General features: G+C 58.3%; 23 protein-coding genes and 1 riboswitch. Of the genes, 8 read left to right on the top strand and 15 right to left on the bottom strand.

Features of this window, described 5'->3' with window-relative positions:
- Positions 1 to 79: 79 nt before the first annotated feature.
- Complete coding sequence (gene lysM / locus AC1VYI_RS05170; protein ID WP_023309194.1) at positions 80 to 520, top strand: peptidoglycan-binding protein LysM; 441 nt, start codon at positions 80 to 82, stop codon at positions 518 to 520.
- A gap of 17 nt (positions 521 to 537) precedes the next feature.
- On the opposite strand, the gene AC1VYI_RS05165 is transcribed toward lysM, so the two are convergent.
- Genes AC1VYI_RS05165 through AC1VYI_RS05145 form a run of 5 tightly spaced genes read right to left on the bottom strand, consistent with a single transcriptional unit; the run spans position 538 to position 5,211 of the window.
- A complete protein-coding gene (locus AC1VYI_RS05165; protein WP_023309195.1) occupies positions 538 to 1,425 on the bottom strand; it encodes a MurR/RpiR family transcriptional regulator in 888 nt (295 codons plus the stop codon).
- Positions 1,422 to 2,372, bottom strand: a complete 951-nt coding sequence (locus tag AC1VYI_RS05160; protein WP_226484295.1) for an iron-siderophore ABC transporter substrate-binding protein — start codon at positions 2,370 to 2,372, stop codon at positions 1,422 to 1,424. The genes AC1VYI_RS05165 and AC1VYI_RS05160 overlap by 4 nt, the downstream gene beginning before the upstream one ends.
- Before the next feature lie 9 nt (positions 2,373 to 2,381).
- Complete coding sequence (locus AC1VYI_RS05155) at positions 2,382 to 3,422, bottom strand: FecCD family ABC transporter permease (RefSeq protein WP_134867151.1); 1,041 nt, start codon at positions 3,420 to 3,422, stop codon at positions 2,382 to 2,384.
- Positions 3,419 to 4,402, bottom strand: coding sequence for a FecCD family ABC transporter permease (locus AC1VYI_RS05150; RefSeq protein WP_134867150.1), 984 nt, complete (start codon positions 4,400 to 4,402; stop codon positions 3,419 to 3,421). Before AC1VYI_RS05150 ends, AC1VYI_RS05155 begins: the two co-directional genes overlap by 4 nt.
- On the bottom strand, positions 4,399 to 5,211 hold the full coding sequence (locus AC1VYI_RS05145; protein WP_029740700.1) for an ABC transporter ATP-binding protein: 813 nt from the start codon (positions 5,209 to 5,211) through the stop codon (positions 4,399 to 4,401). The genes AC1VYI_RS05150 and AC1VYI_RS05145 overlap by 4 nt, the downstream gene beginning before the upstream one ends.
- Positions 5,212 to 5,597: 386 nt before the next feature.
- On the opposite strand from AC1VYI_RS05145, the gene AC1VYI_RS05140 reads away from it, so the two are divergent.
- The gene (locus AC1VYI_RS05140) at positions 5,598 to 7,739 is read left to right on the top strand and encodes a TonB-dependent siderophore receptor (protein ID WP_226484297.1); all 2,142 of its coding nucleotides are present in this window, start codon (positions 5,598 to 5,600) and stop codon (positions 7,737 to 7,739) included.
- Positions 7,740 to 7,865: 126 nt separating this feature from the next.
- Here the strand turns inward: AC1VYI_RS05140 and parE are convergent, their stop codons facing one another.
- The 5 genes from parE to nudF are packed head-to-tail and all read right to left on the bottom strand — an operon-like array spanning position 7,866 to position 12,274.
- Positions 7,866 to 9,758, bottom strand: coding sequence for a DNA topoisomerase IV subunit B (gene parE / locus AC1VYI_RS05135; RefSeq protein ID WP_029740698.1), 1,893 nt, complete (start codon positions 9,756 to 9,758; stop codon positions 7,866 to 7,868).
- Positions 9,759 to 9,786: 28 nt separating this feature from the next.
- Positions 9,787 to 10,368, bottom strand: coding sequence for an esterase YqiA (gene yqiA / locus AC1VYI_RS05130; RefSeq protein WP_008502976.1), 582 nt, complete (start codon positions 10,366 to 10,368; stop codon positions 9,787 to 9,789).
- Positions 10,368 to 11,195 carry a 3',5'-cyclic-AMP phosphodiesterase gene (gene cpdA, locus AC1VYI_RS05125; protein ID WP_023309202.1) on the bottom strand — a complete coding sequence of 276 codons (828 nt, stop codon included), beginning with the start codon at positions 11,193 to 11,195 and terminating at the stop codon, positions 10,368 to 10,370. Before cpdA ends, yqiA begins: the two co-directional genes overlap by 1 nt.
- 27 nt (positions 11,196 to 11,222) lie before the next feature.
- The gene (locus AC1VYI_RS05120; protein WP_003862516.1) at positions 11,223 to 11,645 is read right to left on the bottom strand and encodes a DUF1249 family protein; all 423 of its coding nucleotides are present in this window, start codon (positions 11,643 to 11,645) and stop codon (positions 11,223 to 11,225) included.
- Complete coding sequence (nudF, locus tag AC1VYI_RS05115) at positions 11,642 to 12,274, bottom strand: ADP-ribose diphosphatase (RefSeq protein WP_008502974.1); 633 nt, start codon at positions 12,272 to 12,274, stop codon at positions 11,642 to 11,644. The genes AC1VYI_RS05120 and nudF overlap by 4 nt, the downstream gene beginning before the upstream one ends.
- A 207-nt stretch (positions 12,275 to 12,481) precedes the next feature.
- On the opposite strand from nudF, the gene tolC reads away from it, so the two are divergent.
- The 3 genes from tolC to AC1VYI_RS05100 all read left to right on the top strand — a co-directional run bounded on the left by tolC (position 12,482) and on the right by AC1VYI_RS05100 (position 15,981).
- Positions 12,482 to 13,960 (top strand): outer membrane channel protein TolC, encoded by a 1,479-nt coding sequence (tolC, locus tag AC1VYI_RS05110; RefSeq protein WP_032659905.1) that lies wholly within the window; start codon positions 12,482 to 12,484, stop codon positions 13,958 to 13,960.
- 189 nt (positions 13,961 to 14,149) lie between these two features.
- Positions 14,150 to 14,818 carry a DUF1190 family protein gene (locus AC1VYI_RS05105; RefSeq protein ID WP_023309204.1) on the top strand — a complete coding sequence of 223 codons (669 nt, stop codon included), beginning with the start codon at positions 14,150 to 14,152 and terminating at the stop codon, positions 14,816 to 14,818.
- 2 nt (positions 14,819 to 14,820) lie between these two features.
- The gene (locus AC1VYI_RS05100; RefSeq protein WP_134867149.1) at positions 14,821 to 15,981 is read left to right on the top strand and encodes a glutathionylspermidine synthase family protein; all 1,161 of its coding nucleotides are present in this window, start codon (positions 14,821 to 14,823) and stop codon (positions 15,979 to 15,981) included.
- 92 nt (positions 15,982 to 16,073) lie between these two features.
- Here the strand turns inward: AC1VYI_RS05100 and ygiD are convergent, their stop codons facing one another.
- Entirely contained in the window at positions 16,074 to 16,862 is a 789-nt protein-coding gene (gene ygiD, locus AC1VYI_RS05095) for a 4,5-DOPA-extradiol-dioxygenase (RefSeq protein ID WP_047650096.1), read from the bottom strand.
- Positions 16,863 to 17,058: 196 nt separating this feature from the next.
- Here ygiD and zupT point away from each other — a divergent pair, with 196 nt between their 5' ends.
- Positions 17,059 to 17,832, top strand: a complete 774-nt coding sequence (gene zupT / locus AC1VYI_RS05090; protein ID WP_033146665.1) for a zinc transporter ZupT — start codon at positions 17,059 to 17,061, stop codon at positions 17,830 to 17,832.
- Between the two features lie 32 nt (positions 17,833 to 17,864).
- On the opposite strand, the gene ribB is transcribed toward zupT, so the two are convergent.
- On the bottom strand, positions 17,865 to 18,518 hold the full coding sequence (ribB, locus tag AC1VYI_RS05085) for a 3,4-dihydroxy-2-butanone-4-phosphate synthase (protein WP_023309208.1): 654 nt from the start codon (positions 18,516 to 18,518) through the stop codon (positions 17,865 to 17,867).
- A gap of 106 nt (positions 18,519 to 18,624) precedes the next feature.
- A riboswitch (FMN riboswitch) is annotated at positions 18,625 to 18,775 on the bottom strand.
- A gap of 119 nt (positions 18,776 to 18,894) precedes the next feature.
- Between ribB and ubiK the strand changes: the two genes are divergently transcribed.
- On the top strand, positions 18,895 to 19,191 hold the full coding sequence (gene ubiK / locus AC1VYI_RS05080; RefSeq protein WP_014071796.1) for a ubiquinone biosynthesis accessory factor UbiK: 297 nt from the start codon (positions 18,895 to 18,897) through the stop codon (positions 19,189 to 19,191).
- A 114-nt stretch (positions 19,192 to 19,305) separates the two neighbouring features.
- Here ubiK and hldE read toward each other — a convergent pair whose 3' ends face one another.
- Genes hldE through AC1VYI_RS05065 form a run of 3 tightly spaced genes read right to left on the bottom strand, consistent with a single transcriptional unit; the run spans position 19,306 to position 24,955 of the window.
- Positions 19,306 to 20,736, bottom strand: a complete 1,431-nt coding sequence (hldE, locus tag AC1VYI_RS05075) for a bifunctional D-glycero-beta-D-manno-heptose-7-phosphate kinase/D-glycero-beta-D-manno-heptose 1-phosphate adenylyltransferase HldE (protein ID WP_045404039.1) — start codon at positions 20,734 to 20,736, stop codon at positions 19,306 to 19,308.
- A gap of 40 nt (positions 20,737 to 20,776) precedes the next feature.
- A complete protein-coding gene (gene glnE / locus AC1VYI_RS05070; RefSeq protein WP_226484299.1) occupies positions 20,777 to 23,632 on the bottom strand; it encodes a bifunctional [glutamate--ammonia ligase]-adenylyl-L-tyrosine phosphorylase/[glutamate--ammonia-ligase] adenylyltransferase in 2,856 nt (951 codons plus the stop codon).
- Positions 23,633 to 23,653: 21 nt separating this feature from the next.
- The gene (locus AC1VYI_RS05065; RefSeq protein ID WP_134867147.1) at positions 23,654 to 24,955 is read right to left on the bottom strand and encodes a CYTH domain-containing protein; all 1,302 of its coding nucleotides are present in this window, start codon (positions 24,953 to 24,955) and stop codon (positions 23,654 to 23,656) included.
- 229 nt (positions 24,956 to 25,184) lie between these two features.
- Here AC1VYI_RS05065 and AC1VYI_RS05060 point away from each other — a divergent pair, with 229 nt between their 5' ends.
- Entirely contained in the window at positions 25,185 to 25,805 is a 621-nt protein-coding gene (locus AC1VYI_RS05060; RefSeq protein ID WP_024906484.1) for a TIGR04211 family SH3 domain-containing protein, read from the top strand.
- Position 25,806: the final 1 nt, after the last annotated feature.

The raw sequence follows: 25,806 nt of genomic DNA, 5'->3' as shown, positions 1-25,806 counted from the left end.
TCAGCGCTACCGGGTTTTTTATCAGCTTAAAACTCAACTGCTATGCTTATTCTGACTTCATGATTAACAGGAGGATGGAATGGGTCTTTTTAACTTCGTGAAAGAAGCAGGCGAAAAGCTATGGGATAACCTGACCGATCATAAAGGCCAGAGTGACAAAATCACCGAGCATCTCAAAAAACTCAATATTCCCGGTTCAGATAAGGTTCAGGTTAACGTTACCGACGGCAAAGCCAGCGTGACGGGTGACGGGCTGACCCAGGAGCAGAAAGAAAAAATCCAGGTCGCCGTCGGGAACATCGCGGGCGTCAGCGAGGTTGAGAACAACATCACCGCGACCGATGCCAAAGATGAAGCCACCTACTATACGGTGAAATCCGGCGATACCCTGAGCGCTATCTCCAAAACCGTCTACGGCGATGCCAACAAGTACAATAAGATTTTTGAGGCTAACCGCCCGATGCTCTCCAGCCCGGATAAAATCTATCCTGGCCAGACGCTGCGTATTCCTAAGGCGTGATCCGCGAGCCGGGGAAATCAGCTGCTTTTCTTCCCCGGTTTTAACCCACGATGTAACTCGTTGATGCGCTTCATCGACTTGATGGTGCGCTGCGGCTCGGTGGAGGCCACGGATAAAATAATCATCTCCAGACACAGCAGCACCGTGCCGTGGAGCGGAATTTTGCCTTTTTCGCCGCCGCGCGGAACGTGAATCACCACGCTGGCCTCCTTGCTGAAGCGCGAATCGAGGGCGTTGGTCAGCAGGATGGTTGGAATGCCCAGACGCTTCGCTTCACGCAGCGTGGTTTGCCCCTCCCGGTGCGCGGATTTCTGCGCCATCATCACCAGCACGTCGCCGCGCTGAAGCGCAATCAGCTGCTCGGCAAGCCCTATTCCGGTACGGTTAAGCGGCGTGGCGGGTAACCCCATTCGGCTGAACAGCCTGGCGGTGTACTCGGCCAGAATGCCGGAGGCGCCAATGCCAAATATGGCGACCTGCCTCGCCTGCGCCAGCAGAGAGACGGCCTGGGCCATCGCGTAGCGGTTGTGGGGCTCGGATAACACTTCGCAGGTGTGCTGATGCCCCTCCAGCACGAAATCAATGCTCGCGTTGACGTCGCTGGCGAGCGTATTCACCGTGGTGGACATCTTTTCGCTGGAGGTGACCACCGGACCAAACCACTGCTCCAGCGTTTGCTTGAGATCGCGCAGCCCGGCGAAACCCAGCGCCTGAATGGCGCGGACCACCGTGGCGTCTGAGGTTTTCAACAGCGTCGCGATCTCCATCGCGGTCTGTTCCATCACCGCTTCTCGGTTGTCATGAATATAGCGTGCAACCTGCAGCAGACGCGGCGTCAGCTGATGCGCGCGCGCGCGAAAGCGGTCGCCATAGACATCCACGCGCCCTTTCTCTTTGCGGATCACCGTGTCGCCTCCGGCAGCGGACGTCCGGCAATCTGCGACTGCACCTGCGCGGCCATCAGCCCTAACGAGGCGTACGAATTCGAGATGGCCTCTTCACGCGAGATCAGTACGTAATGCCCGGTTCGGCAGGCATTCAGGAACTGACACCAGCCCGGCATGACCGCATCCATCGCCGCCAGCTCGTCCTGCGGTTTACCGCCCGTATCCCCGCGCCAGGTGGCGAAGACGAAATCGGCATCCAGCTCCGGCAGGCGCTCGGCGCTGACGTCGATGCGCCCTCCTTCCGGGATGCTCTCAATCAGCGGCGGGAAGGTGAACCCGGCGTCGCGCAGCACGCGGCCCAGCGAGTGGTAGCTGTGCATGGCGTTAATCTTTCCCTGATTCGCCTGAATCACGGACACGGTCACCTTGCGGGTATCAATAGTCGCCTTCAGCGCCTTAATCTGCTCCTGATAGCGCCGCTCCAGAACCTTAAGCCGCGCCTGCGTTCCCGTCAGCTGAGCCAGCTTGCGGTAGATTTCCGGCGCGCCGCCGTCGAGATGATCGATGCTCACCGTCGGGGCAATTTTCGCCAGCTGTTCCACCGGGGTGTTGCGGGTCGGCTCGGTAACGATCAGGTCAGGCTTTGCGGCGGCGATGGCTTCAATGTCGATATCGGCCGTGCCGATAAATTTAATGTCGGAATTATCGAAGTCGACGCCGGTCAACATGCCGCTGGAGCGCAGAAAGTGGCTGCCGTCCGGCCGCGTGCGGCCATGGCTTGCCACCGGCGGCACGCCAAGCTCAATCAGCGGAATGGTGATATCCAGATCGTGTAAAGAGACAATCCGTTTCGGATGAACCGGCACCACCACTTTTCGGTTCAGATCGTCAGTAAACGTCTGCGTCGGCTCCGCCGCACCCACCGCGAACCCCACCAGCAACAGCATCGAAAACATTACGCGCATCATAGTCTCCTAAAATCTGTCCCGACGCTGCCAGAGCAGCAGCAGGAAAAACGGTCCGCCAATCAATGAAATCACAATTCCCGCCGGCAGCTGCAGCGGGAGGAATGCCAGACGTCCGACATTATCCGCCAGCAGCACCAGCAGCGCGCCCAGCACGGCGCTTCCAGTCAGGAGCGCGATTTGCCCACCGCGTAGCAGCAGGCGCGCCATATGCGGGGCAATCAGCCCCACGAAACCAATACCGCCCACGCACGAGACGCAGGCCGCCGTCAGCACCACCGGGGCGAGAACCCGCAGCAGCGCCAGCCGGGTTATGCGCACGCCAAGGCCCACGGCGGCCTGATTGCCGAGCAACGCCACGTCCGCAGCCCGTGCGGTAAAAAGCAGCAGCGCAAACGCGGGGGCAGCCCAGAGCGCGGCTAACCCCACCAGCGTCCAGTTTGCCGCATGCAGGCTTCCCGCCAGCCACAGCATCGCCGTCTGCACGTCCCGCACGTCGGCGGTGGTGATAAAGACGCCCATTGCGGCGGCAAACGCCCACGACACGCCGATGCCGATCAGGATGAACCGCGGGCGCGAGATATCGCGCGCCAGGCCGATAACCAGCAGCGCGGTAAGCAGTCCACCGGCCATGCCGACCAGAGGACGCCAGGCCAGGCCCAGCGTCGGGAACTGAAAAATCAGCAGCAGTACCGCCGCGCTACAGCCCTCCTTCACGCCGATAAGCCCGGGATCGGCCAGACCATTGCGGGTGATGGACTGCATTGCCGCCCCCGCCATGCCGAGCATCGCGCCGCACAGCACCGCCATCAGCAGGCGCGGCAGGCGAATATCCATCACGATGTAGCGCGTCTCCGCCGTCAGACTCTCAGGAGAAAACAGCGCGCGCCCGATGGCGGAGGTGGGAACAGGCAGAGATCCGTGCGTCAGACCAAAGCCCAGCAGGCTTAACGCCACCAGCGCCAAAAGCGTCAGGCACGCCAGCGCCCGCGGGCGAACCAGCGCCGATACACGGCCAATACGGATCGCGCGGAATCCGGCCTGGTTCATTTGAACATCCTCGACGCCATAAAGATGAATACGGGTGCGCCGACCAGGGCCGTCATGATGCCGGTTGCCAGCTCCCAGGGCGTAAACAGCGTGCGGGCGGCGATATCCGCCAGCAGCAGAACCAGCGCGCCGCACAGGGCTGACAGCGGCACCATCACGCGTAAATCGACCGACACCAGACGGCGAATGAGCTGCGGCACGACCAGGCCGATAAAGCCAATCGGCCCGGCAATAGAGACGGCCGCGCCGCAGAGCAGCGCTATGGCCAGCAGGGCGAGCAGGCGGGTTTTCAGCAGCGACACGCCAAGCCCCTGCGCCATTCGGTCTCCCAGCGCAAGCATGTTGAGCGAGGGCGACAGACCGATGGCGAGAACAAAACCGGCTGCTGCGGCCCAAAGGGCGCTCCGGAGCGTCTGCACGTTGATCCCGGCCAGGTCCCCTGCCAGCCATGTGCGCATGGCGAGCAGCGTCTGTTCATCGAGAATTAACACCGCGGCGGTAATCGACGAGGCAAACGCCGACATCGCCACGCCGCACAGCGTGACCTTCATCGGCGTAAGCCCGGTGCGACCGGACGAGGAGAACATCAGAACCAGCAAAAACAGCGCGGCGGCACCGGCGGCGGCAACGAGCGGGCGACCAAACGGCAGCGACAGCCCAAGCGCGCTGGTAATCACTACCCCCAGCGCGGCCCCGGCGTTGAGTCCCAGAATATGCGGCTCGCCGAGCGGGTTGCGGATCACGGACTGCAGCAGCACGCCCGCCACGCCGAGCGCGGCGCCCGTCACCATCGCGGCGCAGAGGCGCAGCAGTCTTAATTTGATAATGACGTTATGGTCGAAATTGCGCGGATCGAAATGGAAGAATGCCTCCACCACCGTCTGCGGGGCGATGAAGCGTGCGCCGATGCCCAGGTGCAGAATAGCGCCCAGCGCCAGCAGCAGTGCGGAGATCGGGAAGGCCAGAGAGGAGCGTATCATGGCTGAACAGTGCTCTGGCGAAACGGCATAAAGAACGGCTTGCCGGTCAACGGGTTTATGGACATATGCACGTCGACATCAAACACCGCTTTGATCAGCTCCGGCGTGCAGGCATCGCCCTCATGCAATACGCCTTCAACTTTCCCCTGGCGTAAAAAGACCAGCGAATCGCCGTAGTTCACGGCGAAGTTGAGATCGTGCAGCACCACCACGACGGTACGTCCGTGCTGGCGGGTCAGGGTGTGCAGCAGTTCCAGGATCTCCACCTGATAGCGAAGATCGAGAAACGTCGTGGGCTCGTCAAGCAGGATATACGGCGTTTGCTGCGCCAGCGCCATGGCGATCCAGCAGCGCTGACGCTGGCCGCCGGATAAGCTTTCCACCGGCATATGGGCAAACTCCGCCGTTCCGGTCAGACGCAGGGCCTCTTCCACCGCCAGCTCGTCCTCGTCGCTCCACTGGCGCATAAAGTTTTGCCAGGGAAAACGCCCGCGCGAGACCAGCTCAAAGACGGTTAACCCTTCCGGCAGCAGCGGAGACTGCGGCAGGATACCCAGCTCGCGGGCGACGGCTTTGGTCGGCTGCTCGTGGATCGCCTTGCCGTCGAGAACTGCCGCGCCGCCAAGCGGCTGAAGCAAACGCGCAATGGTGCTCAGCAGCGTGGATTTTCCGCAGCCGTTCGCCCCTACCAGCACCGTCATTTTCTGCTGTGGGATCGCAAGGGAGATATCATCAACGATGATTTTTTTCTGATAGCCCGCAGAGAGGTTCTCCAGAACCAGTCCCGGTTTTTTTGTGTTGTGAGCCACGTGAATGCCAACGTAATAAAAAAGCGCAACAAATATAAATAAAAATCATTCTCTTTTGAGAGTTTGACGCTGCGCCATGTAGTAGTCAAGAGAAGAAACACCCTGATAAAACCAGGGATAAGTCTAAGGGGGAATGAACAAGAAAGGACTTTCAAAAGCATTTAATTCAATAAGTTAATAATTATCCCGCTGCGCTTATACGCCCGGATAAACGTTGTAGCCGATTTTTTCTTTTTTCCATTTACTACTACATTCGCGCATGATTGAATGATTCTCAATTACATGTCCGATGCCCGCCGTGGCTAACGGACAGACCGTAAAGGGCAATGACTCACACATTTTTCCGCGAAACGTCATTCGCGGGATATTTCGGGATAACAGATGTAATGGCTACGTTCACACCTCCACTCTCTGGGGTAAAAGGGCGCGCGCTCTTTTCACTGCTGTTCATGGCGCCGCTGGTGCAGGCAGCAGATAACACCGCGACTAAAGACGGCGAAACGCTTACCGTCACCGCCGATCCAAATACGACGGCGGAGGCCACGAATGGCTATCAGCCGTTGAATACCTCCACCGCGACGTTAACCAACATGCCGATGCTGGACATCCCGCAGGTGGTCAATACCGTCAGCGACAAAGTGCTGGAGGATCAGCATGCCACCACGCTGGATGAAGCGCTCTATAACGTCAGCAACGTGGTGCAGACCAACACCCTGGGCGGTACGCAGGATGCCTTCGTGCGCCGCGGATTTGGCGCGAACCGCGACGGCTCGCTCATGACCAACGGCCTGCGCACCGTGCTGCCGCGCAGCTTTAATGCCGCAACCGAGCGCGTGGAGGTGCTGAAAGGCCCGGCCTCGACCCTATACGGTATTCTCGACCCCGGCGGCCTGATCAACGTCGTCACCAAACGCCCGGAGAAGACCTTCGGCGGCTCACTTTCCGCTACCTCGTCCAGCTTTGGCGGCGGCACCGGACAGGTTGATGTTACCGGCCCGATTGACGGCACGCGTCTGGCGTATCGCCTGACGGGCGAATATCAGGACGAGGATTACTGGCGTAATTTCGGCAACGAACGCAGCACCTTTATCGCCCCGTCGCTGACCTGGTTCGGCGACGATGCCATTGTGACCGTGCTCTATTCGCATCGCGACTATAAAACGCCGTTCGATCGCGGAACGATCTTCGATCTCAACACTAAAAAAGCCGTCGACGTCGATCGCAAAACCCGCTTCGACGAACCGTTTAACGTGACCGACGGCCAGTCCGATCTCGCTCAGCTCAACGCGGAGTATCGCCTCAACAGCCAGTGGACCGCGAAGTTCGACTACAGCTACAGCCAGGATAAATACAGCGATAACCAGGCCCGCGTGATGGCCTACGATTCAAAAACCGGCAACCTGACCCGCCGCGTGGATGCGACCCAGGGCTCGACCCAGCGTATGCACACGACGCGCGCGGATCTACAGGGAAACGTGGACATCGCGGGCTTTTACAATGAGATCCTGACCGGCGTGTCGTATGAGAATTACGATCTGCTGCGTACGGACATGATCCGCTGTAAGAACGTTAAGGATTTCAATATTTACAACCCGAGCTACGGCAGCCTCGGCAAGTGCACCACCGTCTCGGCATCCGACAGCGATCAAACCATCAAGCAGGAGAGCTACTCCGCCTACGCGCAGGACGCGCTGTACCTGACCGATAAGTGGATCGCCGTCGCCGGAATGCGCTATCAGTATTACACCCAGTATGCGGGGAAAGGCCGTCCGTTTAACGTGAACACCGACAGCCGCGACGACCAGTGGACGCCGAAGCTGGGTCTTGTTTATAAGCTCACCCCAGCGGTCTCGCTGTTTGCCAACTATTCCCAGACGTTTATGCCGCAGTCGTCCATTGCGAGCTACATCGGCGACCTGCCGCCGGAAACGTCTAACGCGTATGAAATCGGCGCTAAGTTTGACCTGTTCGACGGCATTACTGCCAATATCGCGCTGTTTGATATCCACAAGCGCAACGTGCTGTACACCGAAAGCATTGGTGATGAAACCGTCGCCAAAACCGCGGGCCGCGTGCGCTCCCAGGGCGTGGAGGTGGATCTTGCCGGCTCGCTGACCGAGAACACCAACATTATCGCCAGCTACGGCTATACCGACGCGAAGGTGCTGGAAGACCCGGACTATGCGGGCAAACCGCTGCCAAACGTGCCGCGCCATACCGGCTCCCTGTTCCTGACCTACGATATTCACAATGCGTTTGCCGGGAATACCCTGACGCTGGGCGGCGGCGGGCACGGCGTAAGCCGTCGTTCCGCAACCAACGGCGCGGATTATTATCTGCCGGGCTATTTCGTGGCGGATGCGTTTGCGGCGTACAAAATGAAGCTACAGTATCCGGTGACGCTGCAGGTGAACGTGAAAAATCTGTTTGATAAGACCTACTACACGTCGTCCATTGCGACCAACAACCTGGGCAACCAGATTGGCGATCCGCGCGAAGTGCAGTTGACGGTGAAGATGGAGTTTTGACGTCAGTGCGGGGCGTTCCCCTCACCCTAACCCTCTCCCCAAAGGGGAGAGGGGATCGCTCGTAGGCCCGGTAAGCGCAGCGCCACCGGGCAAAAAAAAGCCCTGCATCGCAGGGCTTTTTCAGCATCAGGCCTCAATATCCGCCATATCGCCTTTCTCCTGCAGCCAGTTGCGTCGGTCTTCCGAACGTTTCTTGGCAAGGAGCATATCCATCATGGCGTTGGTTTGCTGTTCGTCTTCGTCGCTGATCGTCAGCTGCACCAGACGGCGCGTGTTCGGATCCAGCGTCGTTTCGCGAAGCTGCATCGGGTTCATCTCGCCCAGCCCTTTAAAGCGCTGCACGTTCGGTTTGCCCTTCTTGCGCTTCAGCTGTTCCAGCACGCCCGCTTTCTCTTCTTCCGTCAGCGCGTAGTAAACCTCTTTGCCAAGGTCGATACGGTACAGCGGCGGCAGCGCCACGTGGACGTGACCGTTTTTCACCAGCGTTTTGAAATGCTTCACGAAGAGCGCGCACAGCAGCGTGGCGATGTGCAGACCATCGGAGTCCGCATCCGCGAGGATACAGATCTTGCCGTAGCGCAGCTGGCTCAGATCGTCGCTGTCCGGATCGATGCCGATCGCTACCGAGATATCGTGCACTTCCTGCGAGGCCAGCACTTCATCAGAAGAGACCTCCCAGGTATTCAGGATCTTACCCTTGAGCGGCATGATCGCCTGATATTCACGATCGCGCGCCTGCTTGGCCGATCCGCCCGCCGAGTCCCCTTCCACGAGGAACAGCTCGGTACGGTTGAGATCCTGCGCGGTACAGTCCGCAAGCTTGCCAGGCAGCGCAGGGCCGCTGGTTAGCTTTTTACGCACCACTTTCTTCGCGGCACGCAGACGACGCTGGGCGCTGGAAATCGCCATTTCGGCCAGCATCTCTGCCGCCTGCACGTTCTGGTTCAGCCACAGGGTAAACGCATCTTTCACCACGCCGGAGACGAATGCCGCGCACTGACGTGACGACAGGCGCTCTTTGGTCTGGCCGGCAAACTGCGGATCCTGCATCTTCACGGAGAGCACGTAGGCGCAGCGATCCCAGATATCTTCCGCCGACAGCTTCACGCCGCGTGGCAGAATATTGCGGTATTCGCAGAACTCACGCATCGCGTCCAGCAGCCCCTGACGCAGGCCGTTGACGTGGGTACCGCCGAGCATGGTCGGGATCAGGTTAACGTAGCTTTCCGTCAGCAGCTCGCCGCCTTCCGGCAGCCACAGCAGCGCCCAGTCCACGGCTTCGGTATCGCCGCTAAAGTTACCGACAAACGGTTTTTCCGGCAGCGTTGGCAGGCCGTTTACCGCTTCGCACAGGTAGTCGTTCAGACCGTCGGCGTAGCACCAGGTTTGTGCGGTATTGTTAACGTGATCGGTAAAGGTGATTTCCACGCCCGGACACAGCACCGCTTTGGCTTTCAGCAGGTGCGTCAGGCGAGAAACGGAAAAGCGCGGGCTGTCGAAGAAGCTTTCGTCAGGCCAGAAGTGGACGCTGGTGCCGGTATTGCGTTTGCCGCACGTGCCGACAACCTGCAGATCCTGCACCTTATCGCCATTTTCAAACGCGATGTTATAGACCTGACCGTCGCGACGAACGTTCACTTCCACGCGTTTGGACAAGGCGTTCACGACGGAAATGCCCACGCCGTGCAGACCACCGGAGAACTGGTAGTTCTTGTTGGAGAACTTACCGCCCGCGTGCAGACGACAGAGGATCAGCTCAACGGCAGGCACGCCCTCTTCCGGGTGGATATCCACCGGCATGCCGCGCCCGTCGTCGATGACTTCCAGCGACTGATCGGCGTGCAGGATAACGTCGACGCGTTTGGCATGGCCCGCCAGCGCTTCGTCCACACTGTTATCAATAACTTCCTGGCCCAGATGGTTTGGGCGCGTCGTATCGGTGTACATCCCCGGGCGGCGGCGAACCGGCTCAAGCCCGGTGAGGACCTCAATGGCATCAGCGTTATAGGTTTGCGTCATGATTTAAACTAGCAATTCGCATTGATTGTCAGTGGCTGTGCAGTCCAAGAAAATCGACAATCTGGGTGAAATGATTCTCAAAGCCCGTGAAAGCATGGTTTCCGCCCTCTTCTATAGTCTGGCGGCAGGAGGCGTAATACGCCACTGCCTGGCGGTAATCCAGCACTTCATCACCCGTCTGTTGCAGCAGCCAGATGAGATCCGGCGCCTCAAGCGGGTCGACCTGCATAACTTTGAGATCGTAAATATGGCGTGACTCTAGCACATATTGCTGGCCGGTGTAGGGGTTCTCGTTTTCGCCAAGAAAGTCCCTCAGCAGCTCAAATGGCCGAACCGCCGGATTAACCACAACGGCGGGCAGCATGAAGCATTGTGAGAGCCAGGTGGCGTAATACCCGCCCAGCGATGAACCGACCACACCGAAGGTTTCGCCGCCGTGCGCAAGCACAATAGATTCCAGCATCTCAGCGGCCTCTGCCGGGTAAGGCGGCAGCTGCGGGATAATCATCTCAACGTCGGGGTGATGCTCGCTCAGCCACTGGCGAAACTGTGTCGCTTTTGCGGAGCGCGGCGAGCTGTTGAATCCGTGCAGATAAAGGAGCGTAGACATCAATAGCCTTCTGAAGCGGTATCCGGGCGGAATTTTGCACCGGTCAAACGGCAGACTTCCGTGGTCAGCGAGCCGTCGGCATGCAGTTCCAGCCAGCGCCAGCCTGGCGCGATGGTATCCAGCGTAAAGTTGGCGCAGTGCGGCTTAAACTGAACGCAGGTCGATGGCGTCGCCAGCATGCGGCGTCCGTTCCAGTCGAGATCCTGTTCCTGGTGAATATGCCCACACAGCAGATTTTTCACCCGCGGGAACTTCGCCAGCACGCGATCCAGCGCTGCGGAGTTGCGCAGGCTGTGCTGATCGAGCCAGCTGCAGCCCGCCGGCAGAGGATGATGATGCAGCAACAGCAGCGTGTGGCGTTCAGGTTCAGCAGCCAGTTTGGTCTCAAGCCAGTCGAGCTGAAACTCGCTTAACTCACCGTGCGGGACGCCGAACACCTGGCTGTCAAGCAGCAGGATCTGCCACTGCTCACCCGCAAATACGCATTTCGCCGGCGAAATGCCCGCATCCTGAAGAGAACTGTACATAGCAGGCTGGAAGTCATGGTTTCCTGGCAGCCAGACGCAAGGCACGCTAAAGCTCGCGATGCCTTCAGCAAAATGCTGGTAGGCCGCGGAGGACTGATCCTGCGCCAGATCGCCCGTTGCGACAATCAGATCGCATGCACGGTTTTCAGCGTGAATGGCGCTAAGCACCGCCTGATAACTCTCCCAGGTGTTAACCCCCAGTAGCGTCTCATGCTTTTCGGCAAAAAGGTGGGTATCGGTGATTTGTAATATCCTGACTGGCGCCCCACCAGCAACAGTCAGGTTCAACAGGCTTTCCAAATGGTGTCCTTAGGTAGGTTTATGACGCTAACAAACCGGAATCGCCATTGCTCCATGTGCTAAACAATATCTTAGCCAGTCGGCTAAAAACTGGTTAATTTGATGCTTTTCGTCGCGTTGATGCAACTTTTTATTCGGGTAATCATACCGCGCCTTGAAGCGAAAGATCTGCTGGCTTGAACACACTTCAGCGACCATCGCGTCGTGATAGAGACGCACCGTCATCGACGGCAGGCTCCAGTAGCTAATGCTGGGTGCCGTTTGCTCAATCTCCACCAGCGTAGTGTAGCGCGTTGATTCTGTTATCGTTAACCGATACTGCGCGTTGCTCACCTGATAGCTTACCGTTTCGCCGGGTGCGTCGTTTCGCGGCAGCAGGCGGCGCAGCTGTGCGAAATTGGTTTCGCACAGGCGCATCATTTCTGGGAAGTCAGGCGTATAGCGCTTCATTTTTTCCACTCGTTTCGTAATGTCTGATAATGCAGCTGTAGCCATTGCAGGGCGATGACAGACGCTGCGTTGTCGATTTTCCCCTCTTCTACCCACTGATAAGCCTGTTCCCGGCTCACCACATGAACCCGAATATCTTCGTTTTCATCTGCCAGACCGTGGATCCCTTCCGCCGTCGTGGCGTCCACTTCGCCCACCATAATGGACAAGCGCTCGCTGGTACCGCCCGGGCTTGCCAGATAGCTCAGCACCGGCTTGGTGCGACCCACCACCAGTCCGGCCTCTTCCAGCGCCTCGCGCCGGGCGACGTCTTCAACCGTTTCGCCTTCTTCGATCATCCCGGCCACCATCTCCAGCAGCCACGGGCTCTCACTGACGTCATAAGCGGCGATGCGGATCTGCTCCACCAGCACAACTTCGTCACGCACTGGGTCAAAGGGTAGCAAGACTGCTGCATGCCCGCGCTCAAAAATTTCGCGTCTGATTTCGCCGCTCATTTCCCCGTTAAACAGGCGATGCCTGAAACGGTAAAGATCCATTGAAAAAAAACCGCTATAAAGCGTTTCTCGTGCAATAATTTCTACATCGTTTTTGGCGAATGTCACGGGCAACTTTTCTGGTTTTTGCATGAGTCGAGTCCTGGTAGCAATGGTGATGAAATTGTGAATTTCAAGGCTGTTGTTTGGCTGCCGTTTGTAAGGCTATATGGTAGATTGGTGCAAATTACCGCCAGATGGCACGTTACGCCAACCTTTTGGTATGGAAGATTCTGTTAGAATCGGCAATTATTTTTAAATTAGATCAGCGCTAATACTGCTTCACAACAAGGAATGCAAATGAAGAAATTGCTCCCCATCCTTATCGGCCTGAGCCTGACGGGCTTCAGTGCAATGAGCCAGGCGGAAAACCTGTTACAGGTCTACCAGCAGGCACGTCTGGGCAACCCTGATTTACGTAAATCAGCGGCCGATCGTGATGCTGCGTTTGAAAAGATTAACGAAGCGCGTAGCCCCTTGCTGCCACAGTTAGGTTTAGGTGCAGATTATACCTACAGCAACGGTTTCCGCGACGCTAACGGCGTAAACTCCAATGCTACCAGCGCCTCACTGCAATTGACACAGACGCTGTTTGATATGTCCAAATGGCGCGCCCTGACCCTGCAGGAAAAGAGTGCGGGTATTCAGGATGTGACCTATCAGACCGACCAGCAGACGCTGATCCTGAACACTGCCACGGCGTACTTCAACGTGCTGAGCGCGATTGACGCACTCTCCTACACCGAAGCGCAGAAACAGGCGATTTACCGCCAGTTAGATCAAACCACCCAGCGTTTCAACGTGGGCCTGGTGGCGATCACCGACGTGCAGAACGCCCGTTCACAGTACGATACCGTGCTGGCTAACGAAGTGACCGCGCGTAACAACCTCGACAACGCGCTGGAATCCCTGCGTCAGGTCACCGGGAATTACTATCCTGAGCTGGCGTCGCTGAACGTGGACAGCTTCAAAACGGATAAACCGCAGGCCGTTAACGCCCTGCTGAAAGAGGCGGAAAACCGCAACCTGAGTTTGCTGCAGGCGCGTCTGAGCCAGGACCTGGCCCGCGAGCAAATTCGTCAGGCGCAGGACGGTCATCTGCCAACCCTGAGCCTGAGCGCGTCTACCGGTGTCTCTGATACGACCTACAGCGGCTCTAAAACCAATACGTCCCAGTATGACGACAGCAATATGGGTCAGAACAAAGTAGGTCTGAGCTTCTCCCTGCCGCTGTACCAGGGCGGCCAGGTCAATTCTCAGGTGAAACAGGCGCAGTACAACTTTGTTGGCGCGAGCGAGCAGCTGGAAAGCGCCCACCGCAACGTGGTGCAGACCGTACGTTCCTCCTTTAACAACGTGAACGCCTCGATCAGCAGCATCAACGCCTATAAACAGGCCGTTGTGTCTGCACAGAGCTCTCTGGATGCGATGGAAGCGGGCTACTCGGTCGGTACACGTACTATCGTGGACGTGCTCGACGCGACCACCACGCTGTACAACGCGAAACAGCAGCTCTCAAGCGCGCGTTACCAGTACCTGATTAACCAGCTGAACATCAAACAGGCTTTGGGTACGCTGAACGAGCAAGATCTGCAGATGCTGAACAGCGCGCTGGGCAAACCGGTCTCCACCTCTCCGGACAGCGTTGCACCGGAGAACCCGGAGCAGGTTGCCGCGGTTGATAACTTCAACGCTAACAGCAACACCCCAGCGGCACAGCCGGCCGCTGCGCGTACCACTACATCCGCCAGCAAAGGCAATAATCCGTTCCGTAACTAAGAGTGTCATCAGGTCCACTGCGGCCTGATGCCCTCGCCCCGCCCTCTCCCACAGGGAGAGGGCGCATCTGAATCACATCCGAACGTAAGCCAACGTAAAGATCCCCCTGATTCCGCCCCTCTTCGCTTCATTTTCAACCACTCATCCTCTATCCTGAGCGTTATTACCACTGGGTCCTGGAAGACAAAGATGAAACGGACAAAATCTATAAATCACGCTTCGTTCCGTAAGAGCTGGAACGCGCGTCACCTCACCCCTGTTGCGCTGGCGGTCACGGCTGTCTTTATGCTGGCAGGCTGTGAGAAAAATGACGAAACGGTTTCGCTGTATCAAAACGCGGACGACTGCTCTGCCGCCACTGGTAAAGCGGCCGAATGTAAAACGGCCTACACCAGCGCGCTGAAAGAAGCGGAACGTACCGCGCCGAAATATGCCTCACGCGAAGACTGCGTGGCGGAGTTTGGTGAAGGTCAGTGCCAGCAGGCACCGGCTCAGGCCGGCACCGCACCTGAAAATCAGGCTCAGGCGCAGTCCAGCGGCAGCTTCTGGATGCCGCTGATGGCAGGCTACATGATGGGTCGCCTGATGGGCGGCGGTGCGGGCTACCAGCAGCAGCCGCTGTTTAGCTCGAAAAACCCGGCCAGCCCGGCTTACGGTCAATATACCGATGCCAGCGGCAAAGGCTACGGCGCAGCGACCCCTGGCCGCACCGTGACCGTACCGAAAACGGCGATGGCGCCGAAGCCTGCGACGACCAGCACCATCACCCGCGGCGGGTTTGGTGAATCTGTGGCGAAGCAGACCAGCATGCAGCGTAGTGCGACAGGCACCTCCTCTACTCGCTCAATGGGCGGCTGATCATGGAACGAGTCAGTATCACCGAGCGCCCGGACTGGCGCGAAAAAGCCACAGAGTACGGTTTTAACTTCCACACCATGTACGGCGAGCCGTACTGGTGTGAAGACGCCTATTACAAGCTCACGCTGGCCCAGGTGGAAAAACTGGAAGAGGTGACGGCCGAGCTGCACCAGATGTGCCTGAAGGTCGTGGAAAAGGTCATCGACAGCGACGAGCTGATGGCAAAGTTCCGCGTTCCGAAGCACACCTGGGGCTTTGTGCGCCAGTCGTGGAAAACGAATCAACCTTCGCTTTACTCTCGCCTGGATCTGGCGTGGGACGGCAAAGGCGAGCCTAAGCTGCTGGAAAACAACGCCGATACGCCAACCTCTCTGTATGAAGCGGCGTTCTTCCAGTGGATCTGGCTGGAAGACCAGGCCAATGCTGGAAACCTGCCGGAAGGCAGCGACCAGTTTAACAGCCTGCAGGAAAAGCTGATTGAGCGTTTTGCCGAGCTGCGCGAACAGCATGGCTTTAACCTGCTCCATCTCGCCTGCTGCCGCGACACGGAAGAAGACCGTGGCACGGTTCAGTATCTGCAGGACTGCGCCGCCGAAGCGGAAGTGGCGACCGAATTCCTCTATATCGAGGATATCGGCCTGGGTGAAAAAGGTCAGTTTACGGATATGCAGGACCAGGTGATCAGCAACCTGTTCAAGCTCTACCCGTGGGAATACATGCTGCGCGAGATGTTTTCCACCAAGCTGGAAGATGCTGGCGTGCGCTGGCTGGAGCCGGCCTGGAAGAGCATCATCTCTAACAAAGCCCTGCTGCCGATGCTCTGGGAGATGTTCCCCAACCACCCGAACCTGCTGCCAGCCTATTTTGCGGAAGATGATTACCCGCAAATGGAGAAATACGTCGTTAAGCCGATCTTCTCCCGCGAAGGGGCAAACGTCTCGATTATCGAAAACGGCAAGACGCTGGAAGCGGTTGAAGGGCCATACGGCGAAGAAGGGATGATCGTCCAGGAGTTCTGGCAGCTGCCGAAATTTGGCGACAGCTATACCCTGATTGGCAGTTGGCTCATTAACGATCTGCCGGCCGGGATTGGCATTCGCGAAGATCGCGCGCTGATCACGCAGGATCTGTCACGGTTTTATCCGCACATTTTTGTCGAATAGGCCGCAGCCTGATGCCCTCACCCCGCCCCTCTCCCACAGGGAGAGGGTGCAAACACTAAAAACGGCAACCTGAGGTTGCCGTTTTGCTTTTATTATCCCACCTGCACCGACAGCATACTCAAACTCCCCATCTCGATACCGTCGACCGGGATCGTCACCGGTTCCTGACCATCCCACGCGCCAAGAACGTACAGCAGCGGCAGGAAGTGTTCCGGCGTCGGGTTAGAGAGCGAACCGCCTTCGTGATCCAGATAGTTCACCAGCGGATGCTCCTCAGCCGGGCCTTGCCAGGTCAGGTTCGCTTTGACGTAGTCGTTAAAAGAGGTTGCCCACGGGTACGGCGTGTTCTCACCGTGCCAGCGTGCGGTACGCAGGTTATGCACCACGTTGCCGCTCGCCACCAGCATGATGCCTTCATCACGCAGGGTTGCCAGCTTACGCCCCATCTCCAGATGCCAGGCCGCCGGTTTAGTACTGTCGATGCTCAACTGCACCATCGGGATATCCGCGTCAGGATACATTTTAATCAGCACGCCCCAGGAGCCATGGTCAAAGCCCCAGGCTTCTTTATCCAGCGTCACAGGGACAGGTGCCAGCAACTCTACCAGCTTTTGCGCCAGCTCAGGCGAGCCGGGGGCCGGATAATGCGTGTCGTACAGCGCCTGCGGGAAGCCGCCAAAATCATGAATGGTTTTTGGCGCTTCCATGGCGGTCACGCCTGTCCCACGGGTAAACCAGTGCGCAGACACCACCACGATCGCTTTCGGACGCGGCAACGTCTCGCCCAGATGACGCCAGGCGCGGGTATAGACGTTGTCTTCCAGAACGTTCATTGGGCTACCGTGGCCTAAAAACAGGGCTGGCATACGGGAAGAAGTCATGGTGATATCCTTACAGAAGGTGTCAATTTAATGGTGCTACATTACGCGCAATCCGGCAAAGATGAACGCAGATAAGCGTGAAGAACATCATCAGGAAATTTGAATGTAAGGAATGTGTAAAGCCGGGTTTTAACCCTCGCTTTGCCAGAAATGAATCATTTATATTAATGATAATCATTATCAAAAGGAGCAATGCATGTCAGTCCCCTTGATCCTGACCATACTGGCGGGCGCCGCGACCTTCATCGGTGCGCTCCTCGGCGTGCTCGGCCAAAAGCCCTCTAACCGCGTACTGGCCTTCTCACTGGGCTTTGCTGCCGGGATCATGCTGCTCATCTCCCTGATGGAGATGCTGCCTGCCGCGTTGGGCACAGAAGGCATGTCTCCGCTGCTTGGCTACGGCATGTTTGTCTTTGGCCTGCTGGGATACTTTGCCCTCGATCGGATGCTACCGCACGCGCATCCGCAGGATTTAATGCAGAAAAACGTGACGCCCATGCCGCGCAATATCAAGCGTACCGCCGTGCTGTTAACGCTTGGCATCAGCCTGCACAACTTCCCTGAAGGGGTCGCTACCTACGTGACGGCCAGCAGCAATCTTGAGATGGGCTTTGGCATCGCGCTGGCGGTCGCCTTACACAATATTCCTGAAGGACTGGCCGTCGCCGGACCCGTGTATGCCGCAACGGGATCGAAACGCACTGCGGTGTTCTGGGCGGGCATTTCCGGGATGGCCGAAATCCTCGGTGGCGTACTGGCCTGGCTGATCCTTGGTAGCCTGGTCTCTCCGGTAGTAATGGCGGCGATTATGGCCGCGGTAGCCGGGATCATGGTTGCGCTTTCGGTGGATGAACTGATGCCGCTGGCGAAGGAGATCGATCCTAACAACAACCCCAGCTATGGCGTGCTGTGCGGAATGTCGGTGATGGGATTAAGTCTGGTTCTGCTGCAGACTGCAGGAATCGGGTAAAAAAACGCCGGGACTTCCCGGCGTTTTTATTTTCAGCTGGCTTTGCGCTCGTGCGCCTGACGATACTCAACCAGATCTTCAATCGTGACCACCGGCATGTTGTGCAGGCGGGCAAAAGTGATGCACTCCGGCGCGCGCGCCATGGTGCCATCATCGTTGGTCAGTTCGCACAGCACGCCAGCAGGTTTGAAGCCAGCCAGCGTCACCAGGTCGATCGTCGCTTCGGTGTGACCACCGCGGGTCAACACGCCGCCCGCCTGTGCACGCAGTGGGAAGACGTGGCCAGGACGGTGCAGATCGGATGGTTTGGCACCATCAGCAATCGCTGCACGTACGGTGGTCAGACGGTCAGCCGCAGACACACCGGTGGTCACGCCATGCGCCGCTTCAATGGTCACGGTAAAACCGGTACCAAAGGCGCTGGTGTTGTTTTCGACCATCATCGGCAGATCGAGCTGCTTACGACGATCTTCATTAATACACAGGCATACGATGCCGCTGCCGTGACGGATGGTCAGCGCCATCTGTTCAACGGTCATGTTTTCGGCGGCGAAAATCATGTCGCCTTCGTTTTCACGGTTTTCATCGTCAAGCACCATCACACCGCGGCCTTCGCGCAGTGCATCCAGTGCATGTTCAACACGTTGAGTTGAAGTGCCAAAAGAGGAAAGTAGCGTCTGATTCATGGTAAAAAAACCTCATTAACATTATGGTTACCAGAATCAGGGCAGTCTTAGGAGCGCCGTATAAGCGGCAAAAAGATAACGTGAGCGGGCCCATGCCCGACTTGATCGTTACTCTCTCCCATCCGGACTCTAACCGTCGGCCCCGGAATTACACCGGATCTGCTGACCTTTGAGTTTTCACCCAAAGCGCTCGCGGGCTTTCAGCGTCACGCTGATTTACCGCCGGTGGGGAATTTCGCCCCGCCCTGAGAATAAGCGAGATAACTATAACGCTATTGATTATCCTGGGCAATGCATAAGCATCAAACAATTTTGTTTACCCCGGGCATGACGCGCTACAATGGACACTAACACTTTTCCATCAAGGGAAACGCCAATGATTGACCCGAAAAAAATTGAGCAGATCGCGCGTCAGGTTCACGAGTCTATGCCAAAAGGCATTCGTGAATTTGGTGATGACGTAGAAAAGAAAATCCGCCAGACGCTGCAGGCGCAGTTGGTTCGCCTTGATTTAGTCAGCCGCGAAGAGTTTGACGTGCAGACCCAGGTTCTGCTGCGCACCCGCGAGAAGCTGGCGCTGCTGGAACAGCGTCTGACCGAGCTGGAAAACCGCAATGCGCCGGAAGAAGTGAAGCCGGCACCGGCTATTCCACCGGTGGACGACCAGGAGTAAGTGCTGGTTGTATCGCCCGGTGGCACTTCGCTTACCGGGCATACATATACGCGTAGGTCGGGTAAGGCGCAGCCGCCACCCGACATAAAAAAACGGGCCAGCTGGCCCGTTTTTTTACTGACTGTCCTTCTGGATCTTCTTGATGATGTTGGTGGTTGAACACCCGTCCTCAAAGTTGAGCACCATCACCTCGCCGCCGTTCGCCCAGACCTCTTCGCTACCCGCGATTTGCTCCGGCTTGTAATCCCCGCCCTTGACCAACAGATCCGGCAGAATACCTGCAATCAGGCGCTGCGGGGTATCTTCTTCAAACGACACCACCCAGTCCACCGCTTCCAGCGCGCCGAGCACAATCATGCGCTGCTCGAGCGGGTTCACCGGACGCGTTTCGCCCTTCAGGCGCTTCGTCGATGCATCGCTGTTAACCGCCACAATCAGGCGATCGCCCAGCTTGCGCGCGTTCGCCAGATACGAAACGTGACCCGCGTGCAGAATGTCGAACACGCCGTTGGTCATCACCACTTTTTCACCACGCTTGCGCGCGGCGGCGACGGCCACCTTCAGCTCGTCTTCGGTCATGACGCCAAAACCGGTATCCGCACGACCGCGCACCGCGTTTTCCAGCTCGATTGGCGAAACGGTTGAGGTACCGAGTTTACCGACGACCACGCCCGCCGCGGCGTTAGCGAAGTAGCACGCCTCTTCCAGCGAGTTTCCTGCTGCCAGCGTCGCCGCCAGCACGCCGATCACCGTATCACCGGCACCGGTCACGTCGTACACCTCCTGCGCCTGGGTTGGCATATGCAGCGGCGCTTTGCCCGGCTGCAGCAGCGTCATCCCCTGCTCGGAGCGGGTGACCAGCAGCGCGGACAGCTCAAAGTCAGCAATGATCTTCATGCCGCGCTCAACCAGCTCTTCCTCGGTTTTGCACTTGCCCGCCACCGCTTCAAACTCGGAGAGGTTTGGCGTCAGCAGCGTCGCGCCGCGATAGCGCTCAAAGTCGGTCCCTTTCGGGTCGATCAGCACCGGCACGCTGGCTTTACGCGCCAGCTGAATCATCGTTTGCACGCTCGCCAGCGCGCCTTTAGCGTAGTCGGACAGTACCAGCGCGCCGATATTGCCCAGCGCCTGGTTGATACGCTCGTGCAGCGGCTCGGGATCAACGCCTTCGAACCCTTCTTCAAAGTCGAGGCGGATCAGCTGCTGGTTGCGCGACAGCACGCGCAGCTTGGTGATGGTCGGGTGGGTCGGAACAGAGACGAAGTCGCACTTCACGTTCACGTCCGCCAGCGACTTGCTCAGCGCGCGCGCCGCATCGTCGATGCCGGTCAGGCCCACCAGACGCGACTGCGCGCCCAGAGAGGCAATGTTCATCGCCACGTTTGCCGCGCCGCCGGGACGCTCTTCAATGGTGTCGACCTTAACCACCGGTACCGGTGCTTCCGGAGAGATGCGGCTGGTAGGCCCATACCAGTAGCGATCCAGCATCACATCCCCAACAACCATTACCCCAGCACGTTCAAACTCTGGCAGTGTTACTTTCATTCCTGACTCCAGAAAGATTCACAATTTGCGCGCGATAATATCACACTTGATTTGTTACGCACGGTTCCACCAGCCACTTCTGCCAGCTGGCCGTTACCTGAGCACGTTCATGAGCAAAACAGTCCAGCGCCACGTGCCCCGGCTGCTCCTGCAGCGCCAGGTGATGAAGCTCATCGCGAAGCGTCGTGTAGGCGCGGGTTAAAGCCTGCGCCTCCTGCTCGTCCATGATGTCATTTTGCGCCAGCAGCTCCAGAATGCGCACGTTATCGGACCAGCGCGTCAGCTTCGGCTTGTCGTGGGCGTGCAGCAGCACCAGATACTGGGTAATGAACTCAATATCGGTAATCCCGCCCTCGTCGGCTTTAATATCAAAGCGATCGCGGTGTTTATTGCCGAGGTGCGCGCGCATTTTCTCACGCATTTCCCGCACTTCTGTTTGTAATGTGGCGCCCTCTCGCACCGTCGTCATAACGTCCTTACGGATGACGTCAAACTGCGTTTTGAGCTGCGGATCGCCATACACCACGCGAGCGCGCACCAGCGCCTGATGCTCCCACGTCCAGGCTTCATTCTTCTGGTAATCGGCGAAGGATTCCGTTGAGGTCACCAGCATGCCCGCCGCGCCGGACGGACGCAGACGGGCATCCACTTCATACAAAATGCCCGACGAGGTGCGGGTGCTGAACAGGTGCATGATGCGCTGCGCCAGGCGCAGGTAGAACTGACGCCCGTCAATTTCACGCTCGCCGTCGGTCATTACGTCAACCGGGCAGTCGTGCAGGAAGATTAAATCCAGATCGGAGCTGTATCCCAGCTCCCAGCCGCCAAGCTTGCCGTAACCCACCACGGCAAACCCTCGTCCCTCACGTTCGGCCAGGTGTTTCGGCTGGCCGTAGCGGGCCACCATCTGCACCCACGCCTGATGGACCACCGCGTCGATGATCGCCTCTGCCAGCCAGGTTAAGTGATCGCTCACTTTCATCACCGGCAGCGTTCCGGCAATGTCCGCCGCCGCCACGCGCAGCATCTGCGCCTGCTTAAACTGGCGCAGCGCCTCCAGCTGTTGCTCTTCGTCCTCTTCCGGCACGCGCAGCAGATACTGACGCAGCTCGTCCCGGTAGGCATCCGTCGCCGTTGGCTGATACAGCGTGTTCGGATCGAGCAGCTCATCCAGCAGCAGCGGGTAACGCGCCAGCTTGTTGGCCACCATCGGCGACGCGGCGCAGAGCGTAATCAGGTGTTTCAGCGCCCCCGGAAACTCGCTCAGGAGCTCCAGATAGGTGGTACGCGTGATAATCCCGCTCAGCAGCGGCATCATGCGCGACAGCGGCACCGGCGCGTCCGCCCGCGAGCAGACCTCGCTCAGCAGGTGCGGCATCAGGTGATCCAGCACCTGACGGCCGCGCGGGCCGATGGCGCGTTTGTTCAGCTCAAGACGGAAATCAGCGATCAGCGCCACCACGCGATGGCGCGCGTCGTCGGTTAAGTGCGTCAGCACCGGCGTGGTGTCATCTTCCTGGAGCGCGTCCTGCCACAGCTCGCGCCAGTGCTCGGAAAGCGCATCGTCCGGTGATTCACTTTCGTCATCACCGATCAGCTCGTTGAAGATGCGGCGCACGCCTGCCATATGGGCATCCAGCCGTTCGGTTAACGCGGCCCAGTCGTCCACGCGCATGCCCCAGGCCAGGCGCGCCCGGTTAAGGTCATCGCCCGGCAGGGTCTGGGTCTGTTCGTCATTGATGCTTTGCAGCAGGTTTTCCAGACGGCGCAGAAACAGATAGGCCTCGCGCAGGGTTTGCGCATCGCCGTCCGGAAGCAGGTGCAGCTGCTCGATGGCGCTCAGGGTCGGCAGCAGCGAGCGGGACTGCAGGGACGGCTCACGGCCGCCGCGAATAAGCTGGAAGACCTGGACGATAAATTCAATTTCGCGGATGCCGCCCGCGCCGAGCTTGATGTTGTCCTTCAGCCCGCGCCGGCGCACCTCACGGGCGATCATCCCTTTCATGTTACGCAGGGACTGGATCACGCTGAAGTCGATATAGCGACGGAATACGAACGGGCGCAGCATGGCGCGCAGCTCGTTGGCGTAAGCGTCGTCGCTGTCGCCCATGATCCGCGCTTTAACCATCGCATAGCGCTCCCAGTCGCGCCCCTGCTCCTGGTAGTAATCCTCCAGCGCGGCAAAGCTCAGAACCAGCGGTCCGCTGTCGCCAAACGGGCGCAGGCGCATATCCACGCGGTAAACAAAACCGTCCTGCGTCGGCTGATCCAGCGCCTTAATCAGACGCTGGCCGAGGCGGGTAAAGAACTGGGCGTTGTCGAGCTCGCGACGGCCGCCGCGCGTGGAGCCGTTCTCGGGCCAGGCAAAAATCAGGTCGATGTCGGAGGAGAAGTTCAGCTCGCAGCCGCCCAGCTTGCCCATCCCCAGAATCAACAGCGGCTGAGGGACCCCTTCCTCGCTGCACGGCGTGCCCCACTCTTTACAGCAGGCGGCGTAGAGCCAGTCGCGCGCGGCGACAATCAGCGTTTGCGCCAGCTCGCTTAGCTGCTGCAGCGTGCTCTCTTCGCTCACCAGCTCCAGCGCCTGAGCCCAGGCAATGCGCACCATCACCCGACGGCGGAACTGGCGCAGGACGCGCATCAATGTCGCTTCATCCGTAACGTCTTCGAGCGCGGTTTGCAGCCAGCCGGCATACTGCCGCCACTCATCCGCCTGCGGCGGTGCGTTCTCAAGCTCCGCCAGCCAGTCCGGGTTGGCGGCGATACTTTCCTGCACAAAATCACTGAAGGCGAGCACGCTCTTCGCCTGCTCGCTTAACGATGACGCCGGTAATGACTCAGGCAAACGTTCGCAAACGGTCTGCCACTGCTGCTGTAACGGTGAAGAAAGCGGCATTATAGGGGTTCCTTGCCAGAGTTAACGTTTTCCGCTGTGCAGCCAGAACGGCTCCTGCGAAATGGCCTCGTTACGGAAATGCTCAATCTCAATATGCTGGCGGGTCTCAATGGCATGCTTCAGCCCCTGCCAGTTTTCCAGCCAGGCCTGGGTTTTAACGCCGTCATAAGCGCCGGAAAGCAGCAGCATGCTGTCGATGTTGCGCGACAGACGAGGAAGCTGATCGCCATACCGATCGCCGAGCGGATACGCAAAGGTGCTCTTCAGCTCGGCGGCATGACGGGAAAGATGAATATCCGCGAAACGCTTAAAGTTTTCCGCGATTTTGGTCTCCGCTTTCGCATCCAGGAAGGCGCGCCAGCCGCGCGTCACCAGAAACTCGGTCAGCGCCAGTTTTGCCGTCGCGGCTTGCGGGCTGTAGATTGCCGTTTGCGCCGATACGTCGGAGAGCATCAGCGTTTCGGTTTGCGTCAGCAGGTCACGTAAGTGAGCGCTCGCTTTGCGAGGAACAATACCGCCGAACAGCGTCAGGGTATGGCGCACCAGGGCAATCGCCGCCAGCACGTGGTATTTCGCGTTTTTCACATTTCGCACCCACAGCTCTTCATGGTATTGCCACTGAGAAAGCGCCAGCTCCAGCGCGGCTTCCAGCCCCTGTTCAACGCTGGCTTTTGGCGCAACGTGCAAAATGGTCGTCTCTTTCAGCACGCGGGGCGCATTTCCGGCGGCCAGATGGTAACCCCGCGCGGCTTTACTCAGGCTTCCCTGACGCAGTCCGGACTGGTTCACCAGCCTGCGCGCCAGCTTCAGCACGTCATTTGCGTCCCCTTCCAGCAGCTCAAGCTCGAGTTCGCAAATCGGCTCCTGGCACTCACCGGCCTTCACGTCCCCCAGATCGAGGGCGATTTCGATGCGGCTTTTGCCTTCCGTCACCAGCCATTTCTCGCGCCAGAAATCGGTGCTGAACAGCGGCTGCACCTGTTCCGCCAGCGTGGAAGGCAGCTCGCCATCCGGCCAGACTTCCGCCGGGAAACGTTCCAGCTCAAGTTCCGGCTTGCTGATGTCGATATTGTATTCCGGGCGCTGATGTAAACCGCCGACCACGCGGCCGGCAATTTTCATCGTCATCTCGTAGCGCCCGCTCGCGCCGCGGATGCGCAGCCCCATATCGTGGCGACGCAGCCAGCTGTCTGGCGTTTCATAATAGATATTAAGCAGTTGTACCGGTGCATGGTGTTCGCCGGAAAGCGTATGCAGATGCTGGCGGAGTGCGTCAACGCTGTCTTTTTCGACGATAAACTTTAATTCGATTTCTTGAGCCATAGCCTTGTACTTTTGCGGGCGTCACAGACGCGTCAATGAGGGCGAACTTCCTCGCCATTTGTTTGTCAGTACATAGTATTTTGCGCCAAATTGCCATGCAATGAGCAATTTGGCGGGCGTAAATGTATAGAGTCGTGACACAGATGATTCTGATTGCTGACGAATGCTTTGCGTAGAGACACTGTTGCCACTACTATCGTTCCACTATTTATGAAAATAACGACTAATGATGCTTAAATTACGCCTGATTGGACTTACTTTACTCGCTTTTAGCGCCGCAACCGCAGTGCACGCTGAAGAGAAGCGTTACGTTTCTGACGAACTGAACACCTGGGTACGCAGTGGCCCCGGAGATAATTATCGCCTCGTGGGCACGGTGAATGCCGGCGAGGAAGTCACCCTGTTACAGACCAACGCGGACACCAACTATGGTCAGGTTCGCGACAGTACCGGCCGTACGTCCTGGATCCCGCTGAAAGAGCTGAGCACCGTGCCAAGCCTGCGCACGCGCGTTCCCGATCTGGAAAACCAGGTGAAGACCCTGACCGATAAGCTGAACAACATCGACGGCACCTGGAACCAGCGCACCGCTGAAATGCAGCAGAAAGTGGCGCAAAGCGACGGTGTGATTAACGGTCTGAAAGAAGAGAACCAGAAACTGAAAAACGAGCTGATTGTCGCGCAGAAGAAGGTGAATGCCGCCAATCTGCAGCTCGACGACAAACAGCGCACCATCATCATGCAGTGGTTTATGTATGGCGGCGGCGTGCTGGGCGTGGGTCTGGTGCTGGGTCTGGTGCTGCCGCATCTGATCCCAAGCCGCAAGCGTAAAGACCGCTGGATGAACTAAT

The organism is Enterobacter sp. QK-SA4 (genome assembly GCF_056856775.1).
The sequence above is the reverse complement of the archived record's forward strand: the minus strand, read 5'-3'. Positions and strand labels throughout refer to the sequence as shown.